This is a genomic window from Rhodococcus sp. NPDC079359 (assembly GCF_040702585.1).
Taxonomy (GTDB): Bacteria; Actinomycetota; Actinomycetes; order Mycobacteriales; family Mycobacteriaceae; genus Rhodococcoides.
Window position 1 is genome coordinate 40,543 of the sequence record NZ_JBFBLH010000001.1, and the last position, 17,658, is coordinate 58,200.

At 66.7% G+C, this 17,658-nt stretch carries 12 protein-coding genes; 7 read left to right on the forward strand and 5 right to left on the reverse strand.

Going from position 1 to position 17,658, the window contains the following annotated elements; genetic code table 11:
* Positions 1-28: 28 nt before the first annotated feature.
* Together AB0362_RS00215 and AB0362_RS00220 are read left to right on the forward strand one after the other, a co-directional pair.
* Positions 29-3,346: an ATP-dependent DNA helicase gene (locus AB0362_RS00215; RefSeq protein ID WP_317532330.1), complete on the forward strand. Its 3,318-nt coding sequence runs from the start codon at positions 29-31 to the stop codon at positions 3,344-3,346.
* Complete coding sequence (locus tag AB0362_RS00220) at positions 3,343-6,759, forward strand: UvrD-helicase domain-containing protein (RefSeq protein ID WP_317532331.1); 3,417 nt, start codon at positions 3,343-3,345, stop codon at positions 6,757-6,759. The genes AB0362_RS00215 and AB0362_RS00220 overlap by 4 nt, the downstream gene beginning before the upstream one ends.
* Here AB0362_RS00220 and AB0362_RS00225 read toward each other — a convergent pair.
* On the reverse strand, positions 6,722-7,108 hold the full coding sequence (locus tag AB0362_RS00225; RefSeq protein WP_317532332.1) for a hypothetical protein: 387 nt from the start codon (positions 7,106-7,108) through the stop codon (positions 6,722-6,724). The two genes, AB0362_RS00220 and AB0362_RS00225, sit on opposite strands and share 38 nt — an antisense overlap.
* Before the next feature lie 105 nt (positions 7,109-7,213).
* Here AB0362_RS00225 and AB0362_RS00230 point away from each other — a divergent pair, with 105 nt between their 5' ends.
* Together AB0362_RS00230 and nudC are read left to right on the forward strand one after the other, a co-directional pair.
* Positions 7,214-8,281: a TrkA family potassium uptake protein gene (locus AB0362_RS00230; RefSeq protein ID WP_032398311.1), complete on the forward strand. Its 1,068-nt coding sequence runs from the start codon at positions 7,214-7,216 to the stop codon at positions 8,279-8,281.
* Positions 8,282-8,305: 24 nt separating this feature from the next.
* The gene (gene nudC, locus AB0362_RS00235; RefSeq protein WP_317809317.1) at positions 8,306-9,208 is read left to right on the forward strand and encodes an NAD(+) diphosphatase; all 903 of its coding nucleotides are present in this window, start codon (positions 8,306-8,308) and stop codon (positions 9,206-9,208) included.
* A 7-nt stretch (positions 9,209-9,215) separates the two neighbouring features.
* On the opposite strand, the gene AB0362_RS00240 is transcribed toward nudC, so the two are convergent.
* Complete coding sequence (locus tag AB0362_RS00240; RefSeq protein ID WP_032398313.1) at positions 9,216-9,485, reverse strand: mycoredoxin; 270 nt, start codon at positions 9,483-9,485, stop codon at positions 9,216-9,218.
* A gap of 107 nt (positions 9,486-9,592) precedes the next feature.
* Here AB0362_RS00240 and AB0362_RS00245 point away from each other — a divergent pair, with 107 nt between their 5' ends.
* Positions 9,593-11,716 carry an ATP-dependent DNA helicase UvrD2 gene (locus AB0362_RS00245; protein ID WP_317809318.1) on the forward strand — a complete coding sequence of 708 codons (2,124 nt, stop codon included), beginning with the start codon at positions 9,593-9,595 and terminating at the stop codon, positions 11,714-11,716.
* A gap of 602 nt (positions 11,717-12,318) precedes the next feature.
* Positions 12,319-12,639 (forward strand): WhiB family transcriptional regulator, encoded by a 321-nt coding sequence (locus AB0362_RS00250; protein WP_037189857.1) that lies wholly within the window; start codon positions 12,319-12,321, stop codon positions 12,637-12,639.
* A gap of 34 nt (positions 12,640-12,673) precedes the next feature.
* Here AB0362_RS00250 and AB0362_RS00255 read toward each other — a convergent pair whose 3' ends face one another.
* From AB0362_RS00255 to AB0362_RS00265, 3 genes are all read right to left on the reverse strand, one after another.
* On the reverse strand, positions 12,674-13,984 hold the full coding sequence (locus AB0362_RS00255; protein ID WP_317809319.1) for an AarF/UbiB family protein: 1,311 nt from the start codon (positions 13,982-13,984) through the stop codon (positions 12,674-12,676).
* Positions 13,985-14,076: 92 nt separating this feature from the next.
* Positions 14,077-14,970 carry a hypothetical protein gene (locus AB0362_RS00260; protein ID WP_317809320.1) on the reverse strand — a complete coding sequence of 298 codons (894 nt, stop codon included), beginning with the start codon at positions 14,968-14,970 and terminating at the stop codon, positions 14,077-14,079.
* Between the two features lie 123 nt (positions 14,971-15,093).
* On the reverse strand, positions 15,094-16,482 hold the full coding sequence (locus AB0362_RS00265; protein ID WP_317809321.1) for a zinc-dependent metalloprotease: 1,389 nt from the start codon (positions 16,480-16,482) through the stop codon (positions 15,094-15,096).
* A 146-nt stretch (positions 16,483-16,628) separates the two neighbouring features.
* On the opposite strand from AB0362_RS00265, the gene AB0362_RS00270 reads away from it, so the two are divergent.
* Positions 16,629-17,654, forward strand: coding sequence for a PDZ domain-containing protein (locus tag AB0362_RS00270; RefSeq protein ID WP_269593545.1), 1,026 nt, complete (start codon positions 16,629-16,631; stop codon positions 17,652-17,654).
* The last annotated feature ends 4 nt before the right edge of the window (positions 17,655-17,658 follow it).

Below are 17,658 nucleotides of genomic sequence, written 5' to 3' on the forward strand. Positions count from 1 at the left end.
GTCGGTGGCTCGTGATTGCATCTGTGTCATGAGCTCGGACGGCAGACACGGCGCGACGGTCACTCTCGTCCGTGCACCCAAGGTTGCTCGCCCGGCACGTGAGTGGACCGGTCCGGCAGCTCGGCTGCTGTGCTCGACACCCGACGCGGCAGCCGAGGCTGCGAAAGGCGCTCCACGATGGAATCCATGGCAGATCCTGGGTGGCCCCGGCACGGGAAAGACCTCGCTCGTTGCGGACTACGCTGTCTCGCGCATCGTAACCGGTGATCCTGAGTCGGTTCTGGTGCTCACGCAGTCCAAACGGGCGGCAACCGCGGTGCGCGAGGTCATCACTTCGGGTCTCTTCAGTGGCGATCATGCACTGCGGGCGACCCGTGAACCGTTGGTGCGCACGGTGCACTCCTACGCCTTCGCGGTGCTGCGGCTGCAGGCCTCGCTGTACGGCAATCCGCCGCCGCGATTGCTGACCGGTGCCGAGCAGGACGCCGTGGTGCGCGAGATGCTGCGCGGCGAGCTCGAGGACGGGGCGGTCGACTGGCCGGAGCGGCTGCGTCCGGCACTGGGCACCGCGGGATTCGTGACTGCGGTGCGAGACATGATGCTCAGGTCCGCCGAACGCGGGATCGGACCGGAAGACCTCGTCAAACTGGGTCGCAAGCACGGCCGACCCGAGTGGGTTGCCGTCGGGAGGTTCGCTGCCGGATACGAGCAGGCCATGTTGTTGCGCGGTGCCGTCGGAGTGGAAGCGGCGGGAGCCACGGCACCTGGTCTGGACGCCGCCGAGCTGATCGGTGCCGCGCTCATGGCGTTCGCCACCGATCCCGAATTGCTGCGCAGCGAACGCGCCCGTATCCGGCACCTCGTCGTCGACGACGCGCAGCACCTCGATCCGCAAGCGGCACAGCTGGTTCGGCTGATCGGCACCGACACCGAATCCACCGTCGTCGCCGGGGATCCCGATCAAGCCGTGTTCACCTTTCGCGGTGCCGACCCCTCTTTCGTGGCCGACCTGGTCGAGGTGGATTCGCCGCGTCGCGTGCTGCTCACTCGCAATCACCGGTCCGTGCCCGAGGTCGCAGAGCTGACCGACATCATCGCCGGACGGTTGCCCGGGTTCGGTCGGCACCGTTGTCCCGAACCTGTGGGCACCGCCCGATTCGGTGCACCGGCAGCGCGAGTGCACGTCGTGTCCTCGCCTGCCAAAGAGGCGGCGATCATCGCCGACGCCATGCGTCGTGCCCACCTGATCGACGGCATGCCGTGGTCCGAGATGGCGATCGTGGTGCGGTCCGTGCCGCGCACCCTCGCACCGTTGCGTCGGGCGCTGCACGGCGCAGGGGTTCCGATGATCACTCCGACCTCGGAGCTGCCGCTGCATCGCCAGCACGGGGCCGTGGGTCTCCTGCTGGTGCTGCGGGCGATCTCCGACCCGAGCTTCGACGGTGAAGATGCACTCGCGTTGCTCTCCGGGCCGATCGGCGGGGCCGATCCGGTGGGTCTGCGGCGATTGCGCCGGGGCGTGCGCAGGCTCGAGCTCGCATCGGGCGGCGAGCGCGACTCGGCCGAGTTGCTCAGAGTCGTACTCACCGACGACGCTCGGGGGAGTGCCGGGTGGACGAACGGACTCTCGGATGTGGAGTCCGCCCCGTTGCGTCGAGCCCTCGGTGTCATTCGGAAGGCACGGGCGCTCGCCCGCACGGGCCGCGGTGTCGAGGACGTGTTGTGGGCGGCGTGGCAGGCTTCGGGGCTCGAGCGGCGTTGGGCCGCCGCGTCCGCCTGGGGTGGTTCGGCCGGTGCCCAGGCCGACCGCGACCTGGATGCGGTGGTGGCGCTGTTCGACGCGGCGGCAGCATACGTCGACAGGTTGCCGCGGGCTCAGATCGGTGGATTCCTCGATTACATTGCGCAGCAGGAGATTCCTACTCTGAACTCACACCGCGCCACGGTTCGAGCCGACGCGGTGACGCTGCTGAGTGCGCATTCTGCCGCGGGTCGGGAATGGGAGCTCGTCGCGGTTGCCGGGGTGCAGGAAGGGCTGTGGCCGAGTCTGCGGTCACGTGGCAGCCTGCTGGGGACCGACACTCTGGTCGACCTCACGTCCGGCAAGGTCGATGCAGCAGCGGCGCTCGACGGGCGACTGTCGAAGTCGGCGCCGTTGCTGGCCGAGGAGCGCACGTTGTTTCTGGTGGCGTGCAGTCGCGCTCGATCGACCTTGCTCGTGACAGCCGTCGATTCCAGTACCGGAGATGCGGATCTGGTCCGGTCGCGATTCGTGGACGAACTACGCGGCGTCGACGGCGGAGGCGAGTCGGATCTCGCACCCGGGACCCCCGTGCCGGAGACCGCGCACCGAGTGTTGGCGCTGCCCATGCTGGTGGCCGAACTGCGCAGTGTGGTGTGCGATCCGGTTGTCGCCGAACAGGATCCGGACAAGCGTGCCCGAGCGGCGCGGCATCTGGCCACTCTCGCAGACGCCGGTGTCCGAGGCGCGCATCCCGACGAGTGGTTCGGGGTGGCAGGGCCGAGCACCGACGCGCCGCTGTGGCAGCTCGGCGACGGTCCGGTGCCGCTGTCGCCGTCCACGGTGGAACAATTGACCACCTGTCCGCTGCGGTGGATGCTCGAACGTCACGGCGGCAACGACGGCACCAACACCCATGCGGTCACCGGCACGCTCGTGCACACTCTCGTCCAGGCGGTGGCCGGCCGCATACCACCGGAGCAACTCCGGCGTGCGCTCGAAACGGCATGGGATGCAGTGGATCTCGGATCACAGTGGTACTCGCGGCACGAGCTCGACCGAACCGGGGCGATGCTCGGGACCTTCGAGTCCTGGCTGCAGGGGAGTCGAGGCGAGCTCACCGAGGCCGGAGTCGAAGTGCGCGTCGACGGCATACTCGACGCTCGGTCGGAGAACGAGCCTGCGGTGGCGTTGCGCGGCCGCATCGACCGACTCGAGCACGATCCGGACGGTCGGCCGGTGATCATCGACGTCAAGACAGCGAAGACCGTCATGTCCAAGGAGGACGCACGTAACCACCATCAGCTGGCCACCTACCAGGTTGCGGCGGCAGCCGGTGCGATCGAGGGCGAGCCCGCGGGCGAACCCGGCGGAGCGCGGCTGGTGTTCGTGGCCAAACCCCACAACAAGGACGGCGCGACGCAGCGTGTCCAGGAAGTGCCGACACCGGAGAAACTCGAGGAGTGGCGAGACACCGTGCACCAGGCCGCATCGGCAACGCAGGGACCCACGTTCGAGGCGCGGATCAACGACGGTTGCAGGCACTGCCCGGTCAAGTCCAGCTGCCCGGCACACGAGACGGGTAGGCAGGTGACCGAACAATGACGACAGCGACGAAGACACGGACCGGTTCGGTGCGAGTGTCGCCGGTCGAGCTCGCCCGGGCGCTCGGGCAGAAGCATCCACCGACCGACGAACAGGCCGCGGTGATCGCAGCGCCGCCCGGCCCGACGCTCGTCGTCGCCGGGGCAGGTGCGGGCAAGACGGAGACCATGGCTGCCCGCGTGGTGTGGATGGTGGCCAACGGTTTCGTCGACCCCGACCAGGTTCTGGGTCTGACCTTCACTCGAAAAGCCGCACAGCAGTTGACCTCTCGGATCAGAGCTCGACTGGCTCGGCTGGCCGGATCCGATCTGGTGCGCGCGCTCGATCCCAGTCTGGCACTGCGCGTGCGGATTCTCGGTGCCGAGCCGGAAGTGAGTACCTATCACTCCTACGCAGGCCGACTGCTCACCGAGCACGGCTTGCTGTTGCCGATCGAACCGTCCGCGACACTGCTCTCGGAAACCGAACTGTGGCAGCTGGCCCACCGTGTCGTCAGTACCTGGGACGGCGACCTGGACACCGACCGCAACCCCACGTCGGTGACCGAGGCGGTACTCGCGCTCTCCGGTCAGTTGGCCGAGCATCTGGTCGATCCCGAGGATCTGCGGCACGCGCACGTGGAGCTGGAGAAATTGGTGCACACGCTCGGGCCGGGGCCGCGACAACGCGGTGGCCCCACCAAGGAGTTGCTGAACATCCTCGACGCACAGCATCAACGAATCGGGTTGCTGCCGTTGGTGGAACGGCTGGCGCAAACTCTGCGGCGCGAGGGCGCACTGGATTTCGGCTCGCAGATGTCGATGGCGGCGCGGGTCGCTGCCGAGCATGCCGAGGTGGGAATCGCAGAGCGGCAACGCTTCCGGCTCGTGTTGCTCGACGAGTACCAGGACACCGGTCATGCCCAACGAGTCCTGCTGTCGTCTCTGTTCGGTTCCGGCAGCGACCCGCAGTTGGCCCTGACAGCCGTCGGCGACCCGATGCAATCGATCTACGGCTGGCGCGGCGCATCGGCAGCGAATCTGCCTCGGTTCGCCACCGATTTTCCGAAGGCGGACGGAAGCCCCGCGCCGCGGCTCGAATTGCTCACCAGCTGGCGAAATCCGCCCGAGGCATTGACGCTGGCCAACCTGATCACCGACCCATTGCGCCGCGTCGGCGTGCCGGTACCGACTCTGCGGGCCCGCCCGGGTGCGGTTCCCGGTGATGTCCGACTGGCCGTCACCGACACCGTTCTAGGCGAACGAGAGTGGATCGCCGACCGGATCGCGGGGGAGTACCGCGCTGCCCTCGAGCAGGATCGCACCCCGCCCACCGCCGCGGTTCTGGTGCGCCGCAACGCCGACGCCGAGCCGATCGCTGAGGTGCTGCGCAGCCGCGGGTTGCCGGTGGAGGTCGTCGGGCTCGGTGGATTGCTGCACGTTCCCGAGGTGGCCGACATCATCGCGATGCTGCGGCTGGTGGCCGACCCAACTGCCGGTAGCTCGGCGATGCGCATCCTCACCGGCTCTCGGTGGCAGATCGGGCCGACGGATCTGCGGGCACTCTCGCAGCGCGCCCGAGAACTCGAGATCCGCGGCGGGTACGGCACCGCGGGTCGCGTCGACGACCCGCAGGCACTCGATGCTGCGCTCGGTAGCGCCCTGCCCGGTGAGCAGTCGGAGCAGGCCGGTCTGGCCGATGCGATAGCCGATCCCGGTCCGGCCGAGCGGTACTCGGAGGTGGGGCATCGCCGGATCGTCGCCCTGGCGGGCGAGCTGCACCTGCTGCGCGATCGAATCGGTCAGCCGCTGACGGAATTGGTCGGCGACATCGAGCGGATCATGGGCATCGGTGTCGAAGCTCAGGCCCGCACACCGATCAGCACCGACGGCGCGGTCGGTCGTGAACATCTCGACGAATTCGCCCATGTGGTGGCCGATTACGCCGACAATCCGACTGCCACGGTCACCGGATTCCTGTCGTTCCTCGCCGCCGCGGAGACGGTCGAGGACGGCCTCGCCCCCGGTGAGGTCGACGTCGCCCCCCATCGCGTTCAGGTGCTCACCGTCCATTCCGCGAAAGGCCTCGAATGGGAGGTGGTGGCGGTCCCGCACGTGGCGAAGGGTGTGTTCCCGTCCTCGAACGCATCCTCGACCTGGCTCGGGGCGATGGCCGAGCTGCCGCCGTCGTTGCGCGGTGACCGTGCACTCGACGGCGAAGGCTCGGAAGGGGTTCCGGTCCTCGAACTCGACCGGCTCCACAATCGCAAGGACCTCGAGGACGCCGTCAAGGGTCACAAGGATGCGCTGGCGAGGCGTCGACTCGCCGAAGATCGCCGACTGTTCTACGTGGCACTCACCCGAACCGAACGGGTGCTGCTGGTATCCGCGCATCACTGGGACGAGACCGCCACGAAGCCGCGTGGGCCGTCGGAATTTCTCGACGAGTTGCACACGCATATCGAGGAATTCGGCGAGATCGCGGTGATCGAACAATGGGCACCGGCACCGGAGGAGGGGGCGTCGAACCCACTCGGAGCCGTGCCGCACACCGCGTCCTGGCCGCGCGATCCACTCGGTCCGAGACGAGGAGCGATCGAGAGCGGAGCGCAGGACGTGCTGCGCGCGCTGGCGGACCTCTCGGCCACACCGAGCGACGAGCGTGACGGCGTCCAGGATCGAACCCAGGAGGACCCCGAGAACTGGGCCGCGGACGTAGACACTCTGCTGGCCGAGCGGGCTGCGAGATCGGTCGCAGGAGTCGACGTGGCTCTTCCCGGCAACCTGTCGGTGACGCAGTTGGTCGACCTCGCGGCCGACCCCGATGCGTTGGCGTCACGCCTGCGGAGGCCGCTGCCGTTCCCGCCGAACCCGTTGGCACGCAGAGGAACTGCTTTTCACGCCTGGATCGAACGGAGGTTCGGCGCGACTCGACTGCTCGACCTCGACGAACTGCCGGGCTCGGCCGACACCGGGGCCTCGGCCGATGTGGACCTCGAAACCCTCCAGCAGGCGTTTCTCGAATCGGAGTGGTCTCTCCGCAGCCCCGTCGAAGTGGAGGTGCCGTTCGAGACCTCTGTGGCGGGAACGGTACTGCGAGGACGCATCGACGCGGTGTTCGCGGACCCGGACGGCGGCTGGACCGTCGTCGACTGGAAGACGGGCGCAGAGCCGACGGCGTCGGAACAGCGGGCGGTAGCGATGCAGCTCGCGGCCTACCGATTGGCGTGGGCCGAGCTGATGTCGATCGGGCGCACCGAACCGGTACCGCTCGACCGAGTACGCGCAGCGTTCCACTACGTGCGCAGCGGTCACACCATTTCGCCCGAGAACCTGCCGGACGCAACAGAATTGGCCCAGCTCCTGGAAGGGCCGGCCGGGACCGAGCAGCCGGAGGCTACGGTGCGTTCCGACGAGCCTTCAGAGCCTCGGTGACCAATGGAATCTGCAACGGCAGTCGGGCGATCATCGCTGCTTTGAGAGCCGGCGAGGTCTTCGGGCTCTGCACGTACTTGTACGCCAGGTTGATGTTGGCGGGGAACACCACGACGAACAGGGCAGCCGCGAGTGCACCGCCCAGCCGACGGGTCCGCGGTGCGGCCAGCGTCGCGGCCACGGCGAGTTCGGCGACCCCCGAGACCTGCGTGTAGGTCCGTGCCGAACCCGGCAATGCCGTCGGCACCTGTGCATCGAAGAATTTCGGAGTGACGAAGTGGAGGACTCCGGCTCCCGCGAGCAGTCCCGCGAGACGCAACGCGGCTGCCTGACTCGATCTCTGTGTCATACGCATACCGTGCCACACCCAGCGTCGTCGGCACAGAAGCCTGGCATGGGGTTACGCTGCGTGCCGTGAATGATCTCGACTTCGGTGAGTACCTCGGCGGGCGACGTGGCAGGTAGGTTGCGAGCGCGCCTGAGTGACAGTGGCGCGCTGACCGACAAGCCCGACTTCGCACTCGTCGGAGTGCTCCGGGTTCCGGAACTGGAATCGAGTCCGTGGCGCGCCATCTACAAGCGGGTGCTGATGGCGTTGGGAATTCTGTTCCTGGCTGCGTTCGTGGTGTACCTCGATCGCGACGGGTACAGCGACAACCAGAACGGCGAATTGTCCTTCCTGGACGCCTTCTACTACGCAACCGTGTCGCTGTCGACGACGGGATACGGTGACATCGCACCGATGAGTCCGTCGGCGCGACTGGTCAACATCCTGGTCATCACACCCCTCCGGGTCCTATTCCTCATTCTGTTGGTCGGTACCACGCTGTCGGTTCTCACCGAGCGGTCCCGGCAGGCATTCAAAATTCAGCGATGGAGACGCAGCGTGCGCAATCACACCGTGGTCATCGGTTTCGGCACCAAGGGCCGTACCGCAGTCGACGCGATGCTCGGGGACGGCGTGTCGGCGTCCGATATCGTCGTCGTCGACACCGATCAGACGGTTCTCGATGCCGCATCGGCCCTGGGCTTGGTCACCGTTCACGGTTCGGCGACCAAGTCCGACGTGCTCAGACTCACCGGAGCTCAGCATGCGGCGGCCATCATCGTGGCGACCAACCGGGACGACACCGCGGTGCTGGTGACTCTGACCGCCCGTGAGATCGCTCCGAAGGCGAAGATCGTCGCGGCCATCAGAGAAGCGGAGAACACGCACCTGCTTCGTCAGTCCGGCGCCGACTCGGTGGTTGTTTCCTCGGAGACCGCGGGCCGTTTGCTCGGGATCGCCACGTCGACTCCGTCCGTGGTGGAGATGATCGAAGATCTGTTGACCCCGGAGGCAGGCTTCGCCATCGCCGAGCGCGAAGTCGAACGCGACGAGGTGGGCGGATCTCCGCGGCACCTGACCGACATCGTTCTCGGAGTGGTGCGGGGCGGCAAGCTGTTCCGAGTCGGCACTCCTGAGGTCGACGCAGTCGAGGCATCCGATCGACTGCTCTACATCCGTCGCGTGGGTGACTAGGCGAGGCCAAGTAGGGTCGTGCGCGTGCCGAACTTCCAACTCGCCCACCCACCTCGACTGTCCCGATCGCCACTGAACAGGGCAGAAGAACTGCGCCGAGACACCGCAGCATTGGCGGCGGGTTGGCCGACTGCCCGCATCCTGAACGTGGACGGCAGAGGCAGATTCGCGGTGGACGAGAACGGCCTGGTGCTCGGCCCCGCCGCGGACGTCGCTGCCGAGCCGACGGCCGATGCGGTCTTTCTCGGAATCCACGGCGATCGACACCTGTGGGCCCGCCGGGTGGAGGTCGTGGCAGGCACGGTCGGCGACTTGCGTACCGACGGTGATCGATTGGACAGCGACGGGCTGTCGATGGTGACCGGTGCCCTGGCCATCCTCAACTGGCATGCAAGCGCGCAGTTCAGCTCACTCGACGGTGCGCCGTCGGTTCCGTCGAGCGCGGGGTGGTCGCGGACGAGCACGTCCACCGGGCACGAGGAATTCCCGCGAACCGATCCGGCGGTGATCTGTCTGGTTCACGACGGTGGCGACCGAGTGCTGCTGGCCCGAGCTCCTGCGTGGCCCGAGCGTCGGTTCTCGGTGCTGGCGGGTTTCGTCGAGGCCGGTGAGTCGCTGGAAACCTGTGTGACACGGGAGATCAGAGAAGAAGTGGGCCTCGACGTCTCCGATATCGAATATCTGGGGAGCCAGCCCTGGCCGTTTCCGCGTTCGGTGATGATCGGGTTCTCCGCCGTCGCCGACCCGGAGCAACCGCTGCATTTTCAGGACGGCGAGATCGCCGAGGCCCATTGGTTCGATCGAGCAGAAGTTGTTGCCGCACTCGAGCTGGGCGACTGGGGATCGGATTCGACCTCCCGGTTGCTTCTTCCCGGCTCGATCTCCATCGCCCGTGGAATGCTCGAGGCGTGGGCGGCGACGGCCTGACGCCCGATCAGAGCGACAGCGCGCGCTTGACCTCGGCGAGAGTGGGGTTCGTGGCCGTCGAGCCGTCGGCGAACAGCACGGTCGGCACCACATGGTTGCCGTTGTTGACGCTGCCGACGAAGTCTGCCGATTCCGGGTTCTGCTCGATGTCGATTTCGGCGTACTCGATTCCGGCCTGGTCGAGCTGGGTCTTGAGTCGGCGGCAGTAGCCGCACCACGTGGTGGAGTAGACGGTCAACGCGGCCGGGGTCTGCGGGGTGTTCTCGGTAGTGGTCACAGCAACAGTCAACAGGAGCGCCGACGCGATTGTTCCGGCCGACACCTGCATCGGCCGTTCACCGGCCGGTTCGGCCCCGGGTGGAACTGTCGGTACGCACTGACACAATGGACCTCATGGCTGACGACGCGATGACCGCCGGACTCGATCCGGAGCAATCCGCGGCGGTACTGGCTCCCCGCGGCCCGGTCTGCGTCCTGGCCGGTGCGGGCACGGGTAAGACCCGCACGATCACCCGACGCATCGCCCACCTCGTCTCTGCCGGGCACGTATCCTCGGGGCAGGTGCTGGCGGTGACGTTCACGGCGCGCGCGGCCGGTGAGATGCGCGGCCGCCTGCGTGAGCTCGGCGTCGGGGGAGACGGTCCTCCGGTGCAGGCTCGCACGTTTCACGCCGCGGCCATGCGCCAGCTCAAGTACTTCTGGCCGCAGGTGGTCGGCGACACCGGATGGCAGCTTCTCGATCGCAAGTTCACCGTCGTCTCGCAGGCGGCCAACCGAGCCGGAGTGTCGACGTCGACGGACGCCATCCGAGATCTCGCAGGAGAGATCGAATGGGCCAAGGGATCGTTGATCGCACCCGAGGACTATCCGCGCATCGCGGCGAGCAACCGCCGCGACGTTCCGATGGACGCGACCAAGGTCGCCGCCGTGTACGCCGGTTACGAGGAGCTCAAGTCCCGCGGCGGCGACTCGATGTTGCTCGATTTCGACGACCTCCTACTGCACACGGCCGCTGCCCTCGAAGAACATTCGTCGGTGGCCGACGAGTTCCGCGAGCGCTACCGCTGCTTCGTCGTCGACGAGTACCAGGACGTGACGCCGTTGCAGCAACGGGTACTCGACGCCTGGGTGGGCGAGCGTGACGATCTCACCGTCGTCGGCGACGCGAACCAGACCATCTACTCCTTCACCGGCGCATCTCCGCGGTATCTCCTCGACTTCTCACGGAAGTACCCCGAGGCCACCGTGGTTCGGCTCGAGCGCGACTACCGTTCGACGCCCGAGGTGGTGTCGCTGGCGAACCGAGTCATCGGAGCCGCCCGCGGTCGCATCGCCGGCACCCGACTGCAGTTGATCGGTCAACGCGAGCCGGGACCGGAGCCGGAATTCTTCGAGTACGACGACGAGCCTGCGGAAGCCGACGGAGTGGCGCGTGCAATCAAGAGGTTGATCTCGAAGGGCGTCGAGCCAGCCGAGATCGCGATCCTCTACCGCATCAACGCACAGTCGGAGGCACACGAGCAGGCGTTGACCGAGCTGAAGATCCCCTATCAGGTGCGCGGCGGTGAGGGGTTCTTCACCAGGCCGGAGGTGCGGCAGGGCGTCAACGCGCTGCGGCAGGCAGGCAGTCGCGACGATCTGCCCGACGGCGCCCAGGCGGGCGAGGGACTACCGGCTCTGGTGCGAGCGGTGCTGGCTCCGCTCGGCCTGACGGCAACCGAGCCGACGGGTGCCCAGGCCCGCGAGAAGTGGGCATCTCTCGGCGGTTTGGTGCAGCTGACCGAAGAGCTTCTGGTGCACGAGCCGGAACTGACCCTCGAGAAGTTGTTGGGGGAGCTCGCCGCACGGGCCGAGGCGCGGCATCCACCGACGGTCCAGGGCGTCACCCTTGCCTCGCTGCACGCGGCGAAGGGACTCGAGTGGGACGCGGTGTTCATCGTCGGTCTCGCCGACGGCACTCTGCCGATCTCGCACGCGATCGGAAACGACCCCAGTGCCAACAACGAGGCGGCCGTCGAGGAGGAACGCAGGCTGCTCTACGTCGGTGTCACGCGCGCCCGAGTCCACCTGCATCTGTCCTGGGCACTCGCCCGCAACGAGGGCGGACGTAAATCGCGGCGCCGATCGAGGTTTCTCAACGGTCTGATCCCCGAGGACTCACCCGCCTCGCGTATCGCCGCGCCTGCTGCCAAGAAGTCCGGTCCCAAGTGCCGGTTGTGCGGTAAGCCGTTGATCGGCACGTCCGCGACCATGCTCGGTCGATGCGACAGCTGTCCGTCGAACGTCGACATCGCCCTGCTCGACGCGCTGAAGTCGTGGCGACTGGACAAGTCCCGCGAACTGAAGGTGCCCGCGTACGTGGTGTTCAGCGACAACACGCTGACGGCCATCGCGGAGCAGCAACCGCAGGACGAGCGTGGGCTGGTGGCGATTCCGGGAATCGGGGCCAAGAAACTGGAGCGGTTCGGCGAAGAAGTCCTCACCGTGGTGCGGGCCTCGGACACGTGACACGGAGATCTGAAATCTATGCAAAACCGCAGGTAGAAAATAACTTGTGCAGATATCGGCAGGGGGCTTAGTCTGTTTCACGTGCCGCGGGAGATCGCGCACTGTCCAATCCGCCGACGAGACCAGAACAGGAGCTGAAGAAAATGATCAACACATTGCACGCCGCCGTTGCCCACGCAACCGTCGCGTTCAGCCCTGTCCTCGGCACGGCACCCTTCGGAGTTGCCCCCCTCGGCACTCATGCCGCCGCCGCAGGCTCTGTTGCGCAGACGTGGATTCGTTCCTCTGCTTTCGGCCCCATCCAGGAGTCCGCATATGCGGCCTCGGGGTCGAATTCCGCCCAGGTCGCCCTGGCACCAGGAGCGAAAGCCGTTGCTCAGGCAGCCCGACGTCACCGCGCACCACGTGCGTCCGTGATCGACAGCAGACACCGACTTCACTGTCGGTAGACGCTTCGACAAGCCCCACCAGGCCACGGACCCGCACTCGCGGACCGTGGCCTTTCTCGTTCAGGTAGTTCCTCTATCCGAGCGTGAGGCCGACAGGTTCGCATCACCCCTCGAACCGATAACGACGCCGCACGAAAAGTAGAGGAGACCGACGTGTCAACCGCCACGATCCGGACGACATGCCGACCAGAGTCCGAGAGTGCCTACGCTGCACAGTATTCGACCGAATCGGTCGAGCTGGCACTGTCGGTGCCCTGCCGAGCGGCGAACCCCGACATGTGGTTCGCCGACACCCCCGCCGAACTCGAGCAGGCCAAGGCGCTGTGCGCCGAATGCCCCATCCGGCGTACCTGCCTGAGCGCGGCCCTCGACCGCGCCGAGCCGTGGGGCGTGTGGGGCGGTGAGATCCTCGAGCAGGGTGTCGTCATCGCCCGCAAGCGTCCCCGAGGACGGCCACGGAAGAACGCAGCATGACCTCCGAGACCGGTGCCCGGTTTCGCCGAACGAATCAGTCGGTGAAGCCGGGCAGCCACTCGGTGAGGATGGCCATGTACGGCGCGTAGGCGTCCAATTGCGCGCAGATTCCTACCAGCCCACCGAGCACTCGGAAGATCATCACGTACTCGGCAGGCATGTTCAGCGCGCGAACGGTGCGGAACTGCGCACTGTTGAAATCTGTAGCGGTGCCCGCGGCTTTCTGCAGCCAGGCCCGGGTGAAGTGGAACGATTCGGTGTGGATCGGGTCGGTGAAGGGTCGCAGATAATCTTCGATCTCCTTCTCCGTGACGGTGCGCCCGGGAACCACGAAACCGCTCTCGCTGCACAGCTCGACCAGTTCGTCGAACTTTTCGTCGCGTGCGAGCGAGACCATCCGACCCAGGACGGGCGGAAGACCGTCGGGCATCGGAGCGCAGGCACCGAAATCGATGACGCCCATGCGTCCGTCGTCGAGCATCATGAAATTGCCCGGATGAGGATCGGCGTGCAGCAGCTTCGCACGCGCCGGAGACACGAAAGCGAACAACGCGAGCAGTTCGCCCGCCTGGTTACGTTCCTCGGCCGTTCCGTTCGCGATCACATCGGCCAGCGGCCGACCCGTCATCCATTCGCTGACAACCACTTTGGGTGCGCTGGCGACGATCTTGGGAATGGCGAACTGTGGATCGCCTGCGAATTCCTTGCTGAAGGCACGCTGATTCGCTGCCTCGATGCGGTAGTCGAGCTCGTCCTCGGTGCGGGCCGTCAATTCTTCGAGCACCGGCTTGACGTCCGTGCCCGCGAGCACCGTGGAGAACAGGTTCGCGAATCGCGACAGTGTCTTGAGGTCGGAGCGCAATGCGTCGTCCGCGCCGGGGTACTGGATCTTGACCGCGACATCGCGTCCGTCCGACCAGGTTGCGCGGTGCACCTGTCCGATGCTCGCCGAGGCGATCGCAGTGTCGTCGAAATCGAGAAAACGTGACCGCCAGGCAGTTCCGAGTTGCTGGTCCAACACTCGATGCACGGTCTTCGCCGGCATGGGCGGTCCCTGCGCCTGCAGCTTGGTCAGAGCCTCGCGGTACGGCTCCGAATACTCCTCCGGAACGGCCGCCTCCATCACCGAGAGCATCTGCCCGAGCTTCATCGCTCCGCCCTTGAGTTCCCCGAGAACGGAGAAGAGCTGTTCTGCTGCTTTGGCGGCCATATCCGCATCGATTTCGTCGCGATTGCCGCCGGCGAGCTTCTTGCCGAACCCTACGGCAGCACGACCGGCCATTCCGAGGGGAATGCTGGCCAGTTTTGCAGTACGAGTCGATCCACGGCGCGGTATGTCAGACACAGCTCCATCATGGCTGAACCTTCCGACAATTGCTCGGACCGCCCCGCACCGACCCCTATCGGTCGAGGTGAACTCACTGTCGGTGCGTTTCGTCAGTGCCAGCAATCGCAGTGCGGATGCTTGGACCACAGCCGTTTGTGCACGGTGGTTCCGGCTGCTGCGAAGTCCAGTTCCATGGTGCAGTCGGCGGTCTCGGGAAGAGCGGCGTCGGAACGGCCGATGAGGTTCTCCAACTGAGCGAACGCGAACGCTGCCGTGGCCAACACCGTCGCGCTGCTGGCTTGGCCGACCGAACCGAGCAGTTGGGCGGACAGATGCGGCCACTCCGGCTCGAAATCGCAGCGCGTCAGATCCGCGCACCGCAGGCAACTCGTCCGACCGGGCACCACGAAAGGCCCGACGATGCCCTTCCCGTCTCGTAGCCGCACCTGTAGATGTGGGATGCGCAGACGCACCAGATCGGTCACCAGTCGAGGTTCGGCAACCAGATCGTCGGCGAGTACCACGACGTCGTAGTTCCACGACCTCACCGCCGAGTGCGGGTAGCGCGTCGGAGTCAGACTCGTTCGGCTCACCGTGACACCGGTTCGACTCAGACCTGAGGCCAATGCGTCCGAGATCGGGCCCCGCCCCACGAGGTGGACGGTTTTCACCGCGCCCGGTCCGGCCTGCGAGGCCTGCAGTGAGGCGTCGGGCACCACCGGTTCGCTCGTGCCGTGCATCAGCAAACCGGAATCCTCCAGTTCGCCGAGCATCGCCGATGTCCGATTGGCGGACAGTCCCAATGTCATTGCGTGACAGACGATGTGAGGTCTGGAATGGCCCGCGGCGAGGAGTCGGAGAATCTCGAGTATCGAGCCCGGCTCGGCACCGGGAGGTGGAGTGACGACGACGCTGGTCTCAGGATTCCAGCCCAACTGAACGGTGCCGTCTCGACGCGGCAGAATTGCCACCGCAGGATCGAGTCGAACGGTCGGTGTGATCATGGAACACACTCTGACAGCGCCGACAGCGAGGAACGCCCGCTCGAGGCACGTTATCCACAGGGTGGAAGTGCCTCCGAGCAGGCGTTCGACGAGCTCGATCGAAGTGGTGCGAAACCGACCGGGTCAGGTTGTGGATGAACCCTTCTCGGGATCACCGTCGGTGCCCTTGTCGTCGTTTTCGGCGGCACGTTCGGCGGCCTCGGCTGCCTCCATGGCTTCGAGCTGCGCGATCGGGTCGTCGAAGCTCGACGTTCCACCGCCGACGACTCGGTCGATGAAGGCCGCGGGGTTGTCGAGGTCCGACGAGTCGGGCAGCAGGTCGGGGTGTGCCCACACACCGTCCCGTCCCTCGATGTCGGCTGCGGCGAGGAGCTGACGCCACAGATCGGCTGCTTCGCGGACCTTGCGGGGTCGTAGTTCGAGGCCGACCAGCGTCGCGAATGTCTGTTCGGCAGGGCCTCCCGACGCTCGGCGGCGCCGGATCGTTTCGCCGAGCGCGACGGCACCGGGCAGGCGGTCGCCCAGAGCGGCCGCAACCACCGTCTCGACCCATCCTTCGACCAAGGCGAGCAGCGTCTCGAGACGCTCGAGTGCGTGCTTCTGCTCCGGCGTCGTCTGTGGCTCGAAAGCACCCTGCTGCAGGATCGCCTCGATCTTCGACGGGTCGGTCAACGCGGACGGGTCGAGTCCTGCGGCGGCCTCCTCGATGGCCGAGAAGTCCATCCGGATGCCGCGCGCGTACTCCTCGACGGTGGCCAGAACCCGCTGCCGCAACCACGGAATGTGGCTGTACAGCCGCTGGTGGGCGGCTTCACGCGCGGCGAGGAACACCAATACCTCACGGTCGGGCTGCTCGAGTCCCTCACTGAACGACGAGATGGCCGACGGCAGCAGTGCCGCTGTTCCCGACGGTCCGAGGGGCAGGCCGATGTCGGTGGACGTCAGCACCTCCTTGGACAGCTGGCCGAGTGCCTGACCGAGCTGCGAGCCGAACGCCATCCCGCCCATCTGCGTCAGCATGCCCATCATCGGACCTGCCATTTGCTGCGCCTCGGCGGGCAGGCCGGAGGTCCACATGCCCGAGATCTGCTCGGCGACCGGGTCGCACAAGCGCTTCCAGGTGTCGATCGTGTTGTCGAGCCAGTCGACCGGCGTCCATGCAACGGTCATCGTAGCACCGGCCGGCAATGTCGTCGCCCCGTCCAGCCACAGCTCGGCCAGGTGTGCGGCGTCGGTGATGGCCTCTCGTTCGCCTGCCGACACCGGGCTGAAATCGCCCATCTGCTGACGTGCGAGCTGTTTGGCCAGGTCGTAGTTCACCGGCCCCGAACCGGTTCCGCCCGCAGCTCCCATACCGCTGAGCATCTGGCCGAACTGGGTGAGCATCTGGCCCAGCTGTGCGGGGTCGAATCCCTCGCCGCCGAAGCCGAAACCGGCAGGGTTGCCCGAGCCGTCCGGATCCTTCTTCTTGTCCGGGTCGTCGTCGGAGGCACCGAAACCAAAATTGCTCATGACTCAACGGTACAAGCCCGACGAACGGAGAGAGTGGTGGATCGTCACGCTGACGGCGAACAGTCCGAGCCGTGAGAAGCCGGTACGGACGTACTCGGCAGGGGCGGTCTGCACCGCCGACCGTATTCGGATCTAGTGTCTACGGAGTGAACCGAAGGATCGCCACTCTTGTCGCTGCGCTGGTACCTGTGGTGGTGCTGGGCGTCACGGGCTCGGTCGTCACCGTTCCGTTCGCCGCTCTCGGCCCCGGCCCGACGTACAACACTCTCGGTGACGTCGACGGGGTACCCGTGGTGCAGATCGACGGAACCGAGGTCGACCCAACCGCGGGCCACTTGAACATGACGACCGTGGCCGTGCGCGATCAGCTCAATCTGTTCGAGGCACTCGGCTTCTGGGCCAGCGGCAGGCAGGGACTCGTTCCGCGCGAGGAGGTCTATCCGCCGGACATGTCGAAGGAAGAAGTGCAGGAGGGTAATCAGGCGGACTTCGAGGAGTCGGAGTCCAGCGCCGAACTCGCTGCGCTGCATCATCTGGATCTGCCGGTGACGCTCGCGGTGGCGAGTGTGGCCGATGACGGGCCCGCTGCCGGCGTGCTGAACGTGGGGGACACGCTCGTCTCGGTCGACGGAGCCCCGGTGTCCACGGCGTCCGCGGTTCGCGAGGCGGTCAGCTCCAGGGCCCCGGGTGATTCCATCGATATCGAGTACGTCCGGGACGGCACGACGCGGACGGATTCGGTGGTGCTCGAAGCCCGGCCCGACGACGAAGCATTGGGGTACCTCGGCGTCACGCCCGAGGAGCAGCCGGACGTGCCGTTCGACGTGACGTTCAACCTCGCCGACGTCGGTGGACCGTCGGCCGGACTGATGTTCAGCCTGGCCGTGGTCGACAAGCTCAGTCCCGGTGAGCTGAGCAACGGAGAGTTCGTCGCGGGGACGGGGACCATCGACGCCGAAGGCACGGTCGGCCCCATCGGCGGCATTCCGTACAAGCTGATCGCCGCCCGTGAAGCCGGAGCCACCACGTTCCTGGTGCCGGACGCGAACTGCGGTGAGGCGCAACAGAACGTCCCCGACGGCCTCAGGCTGGTGCGTGTCGAATCGTTGGACGGTGCAATCGACTCGCTGCAGGCGATCGGCTCCGGCGGCGACGTGCCGTCCTGCAGCTGACCCA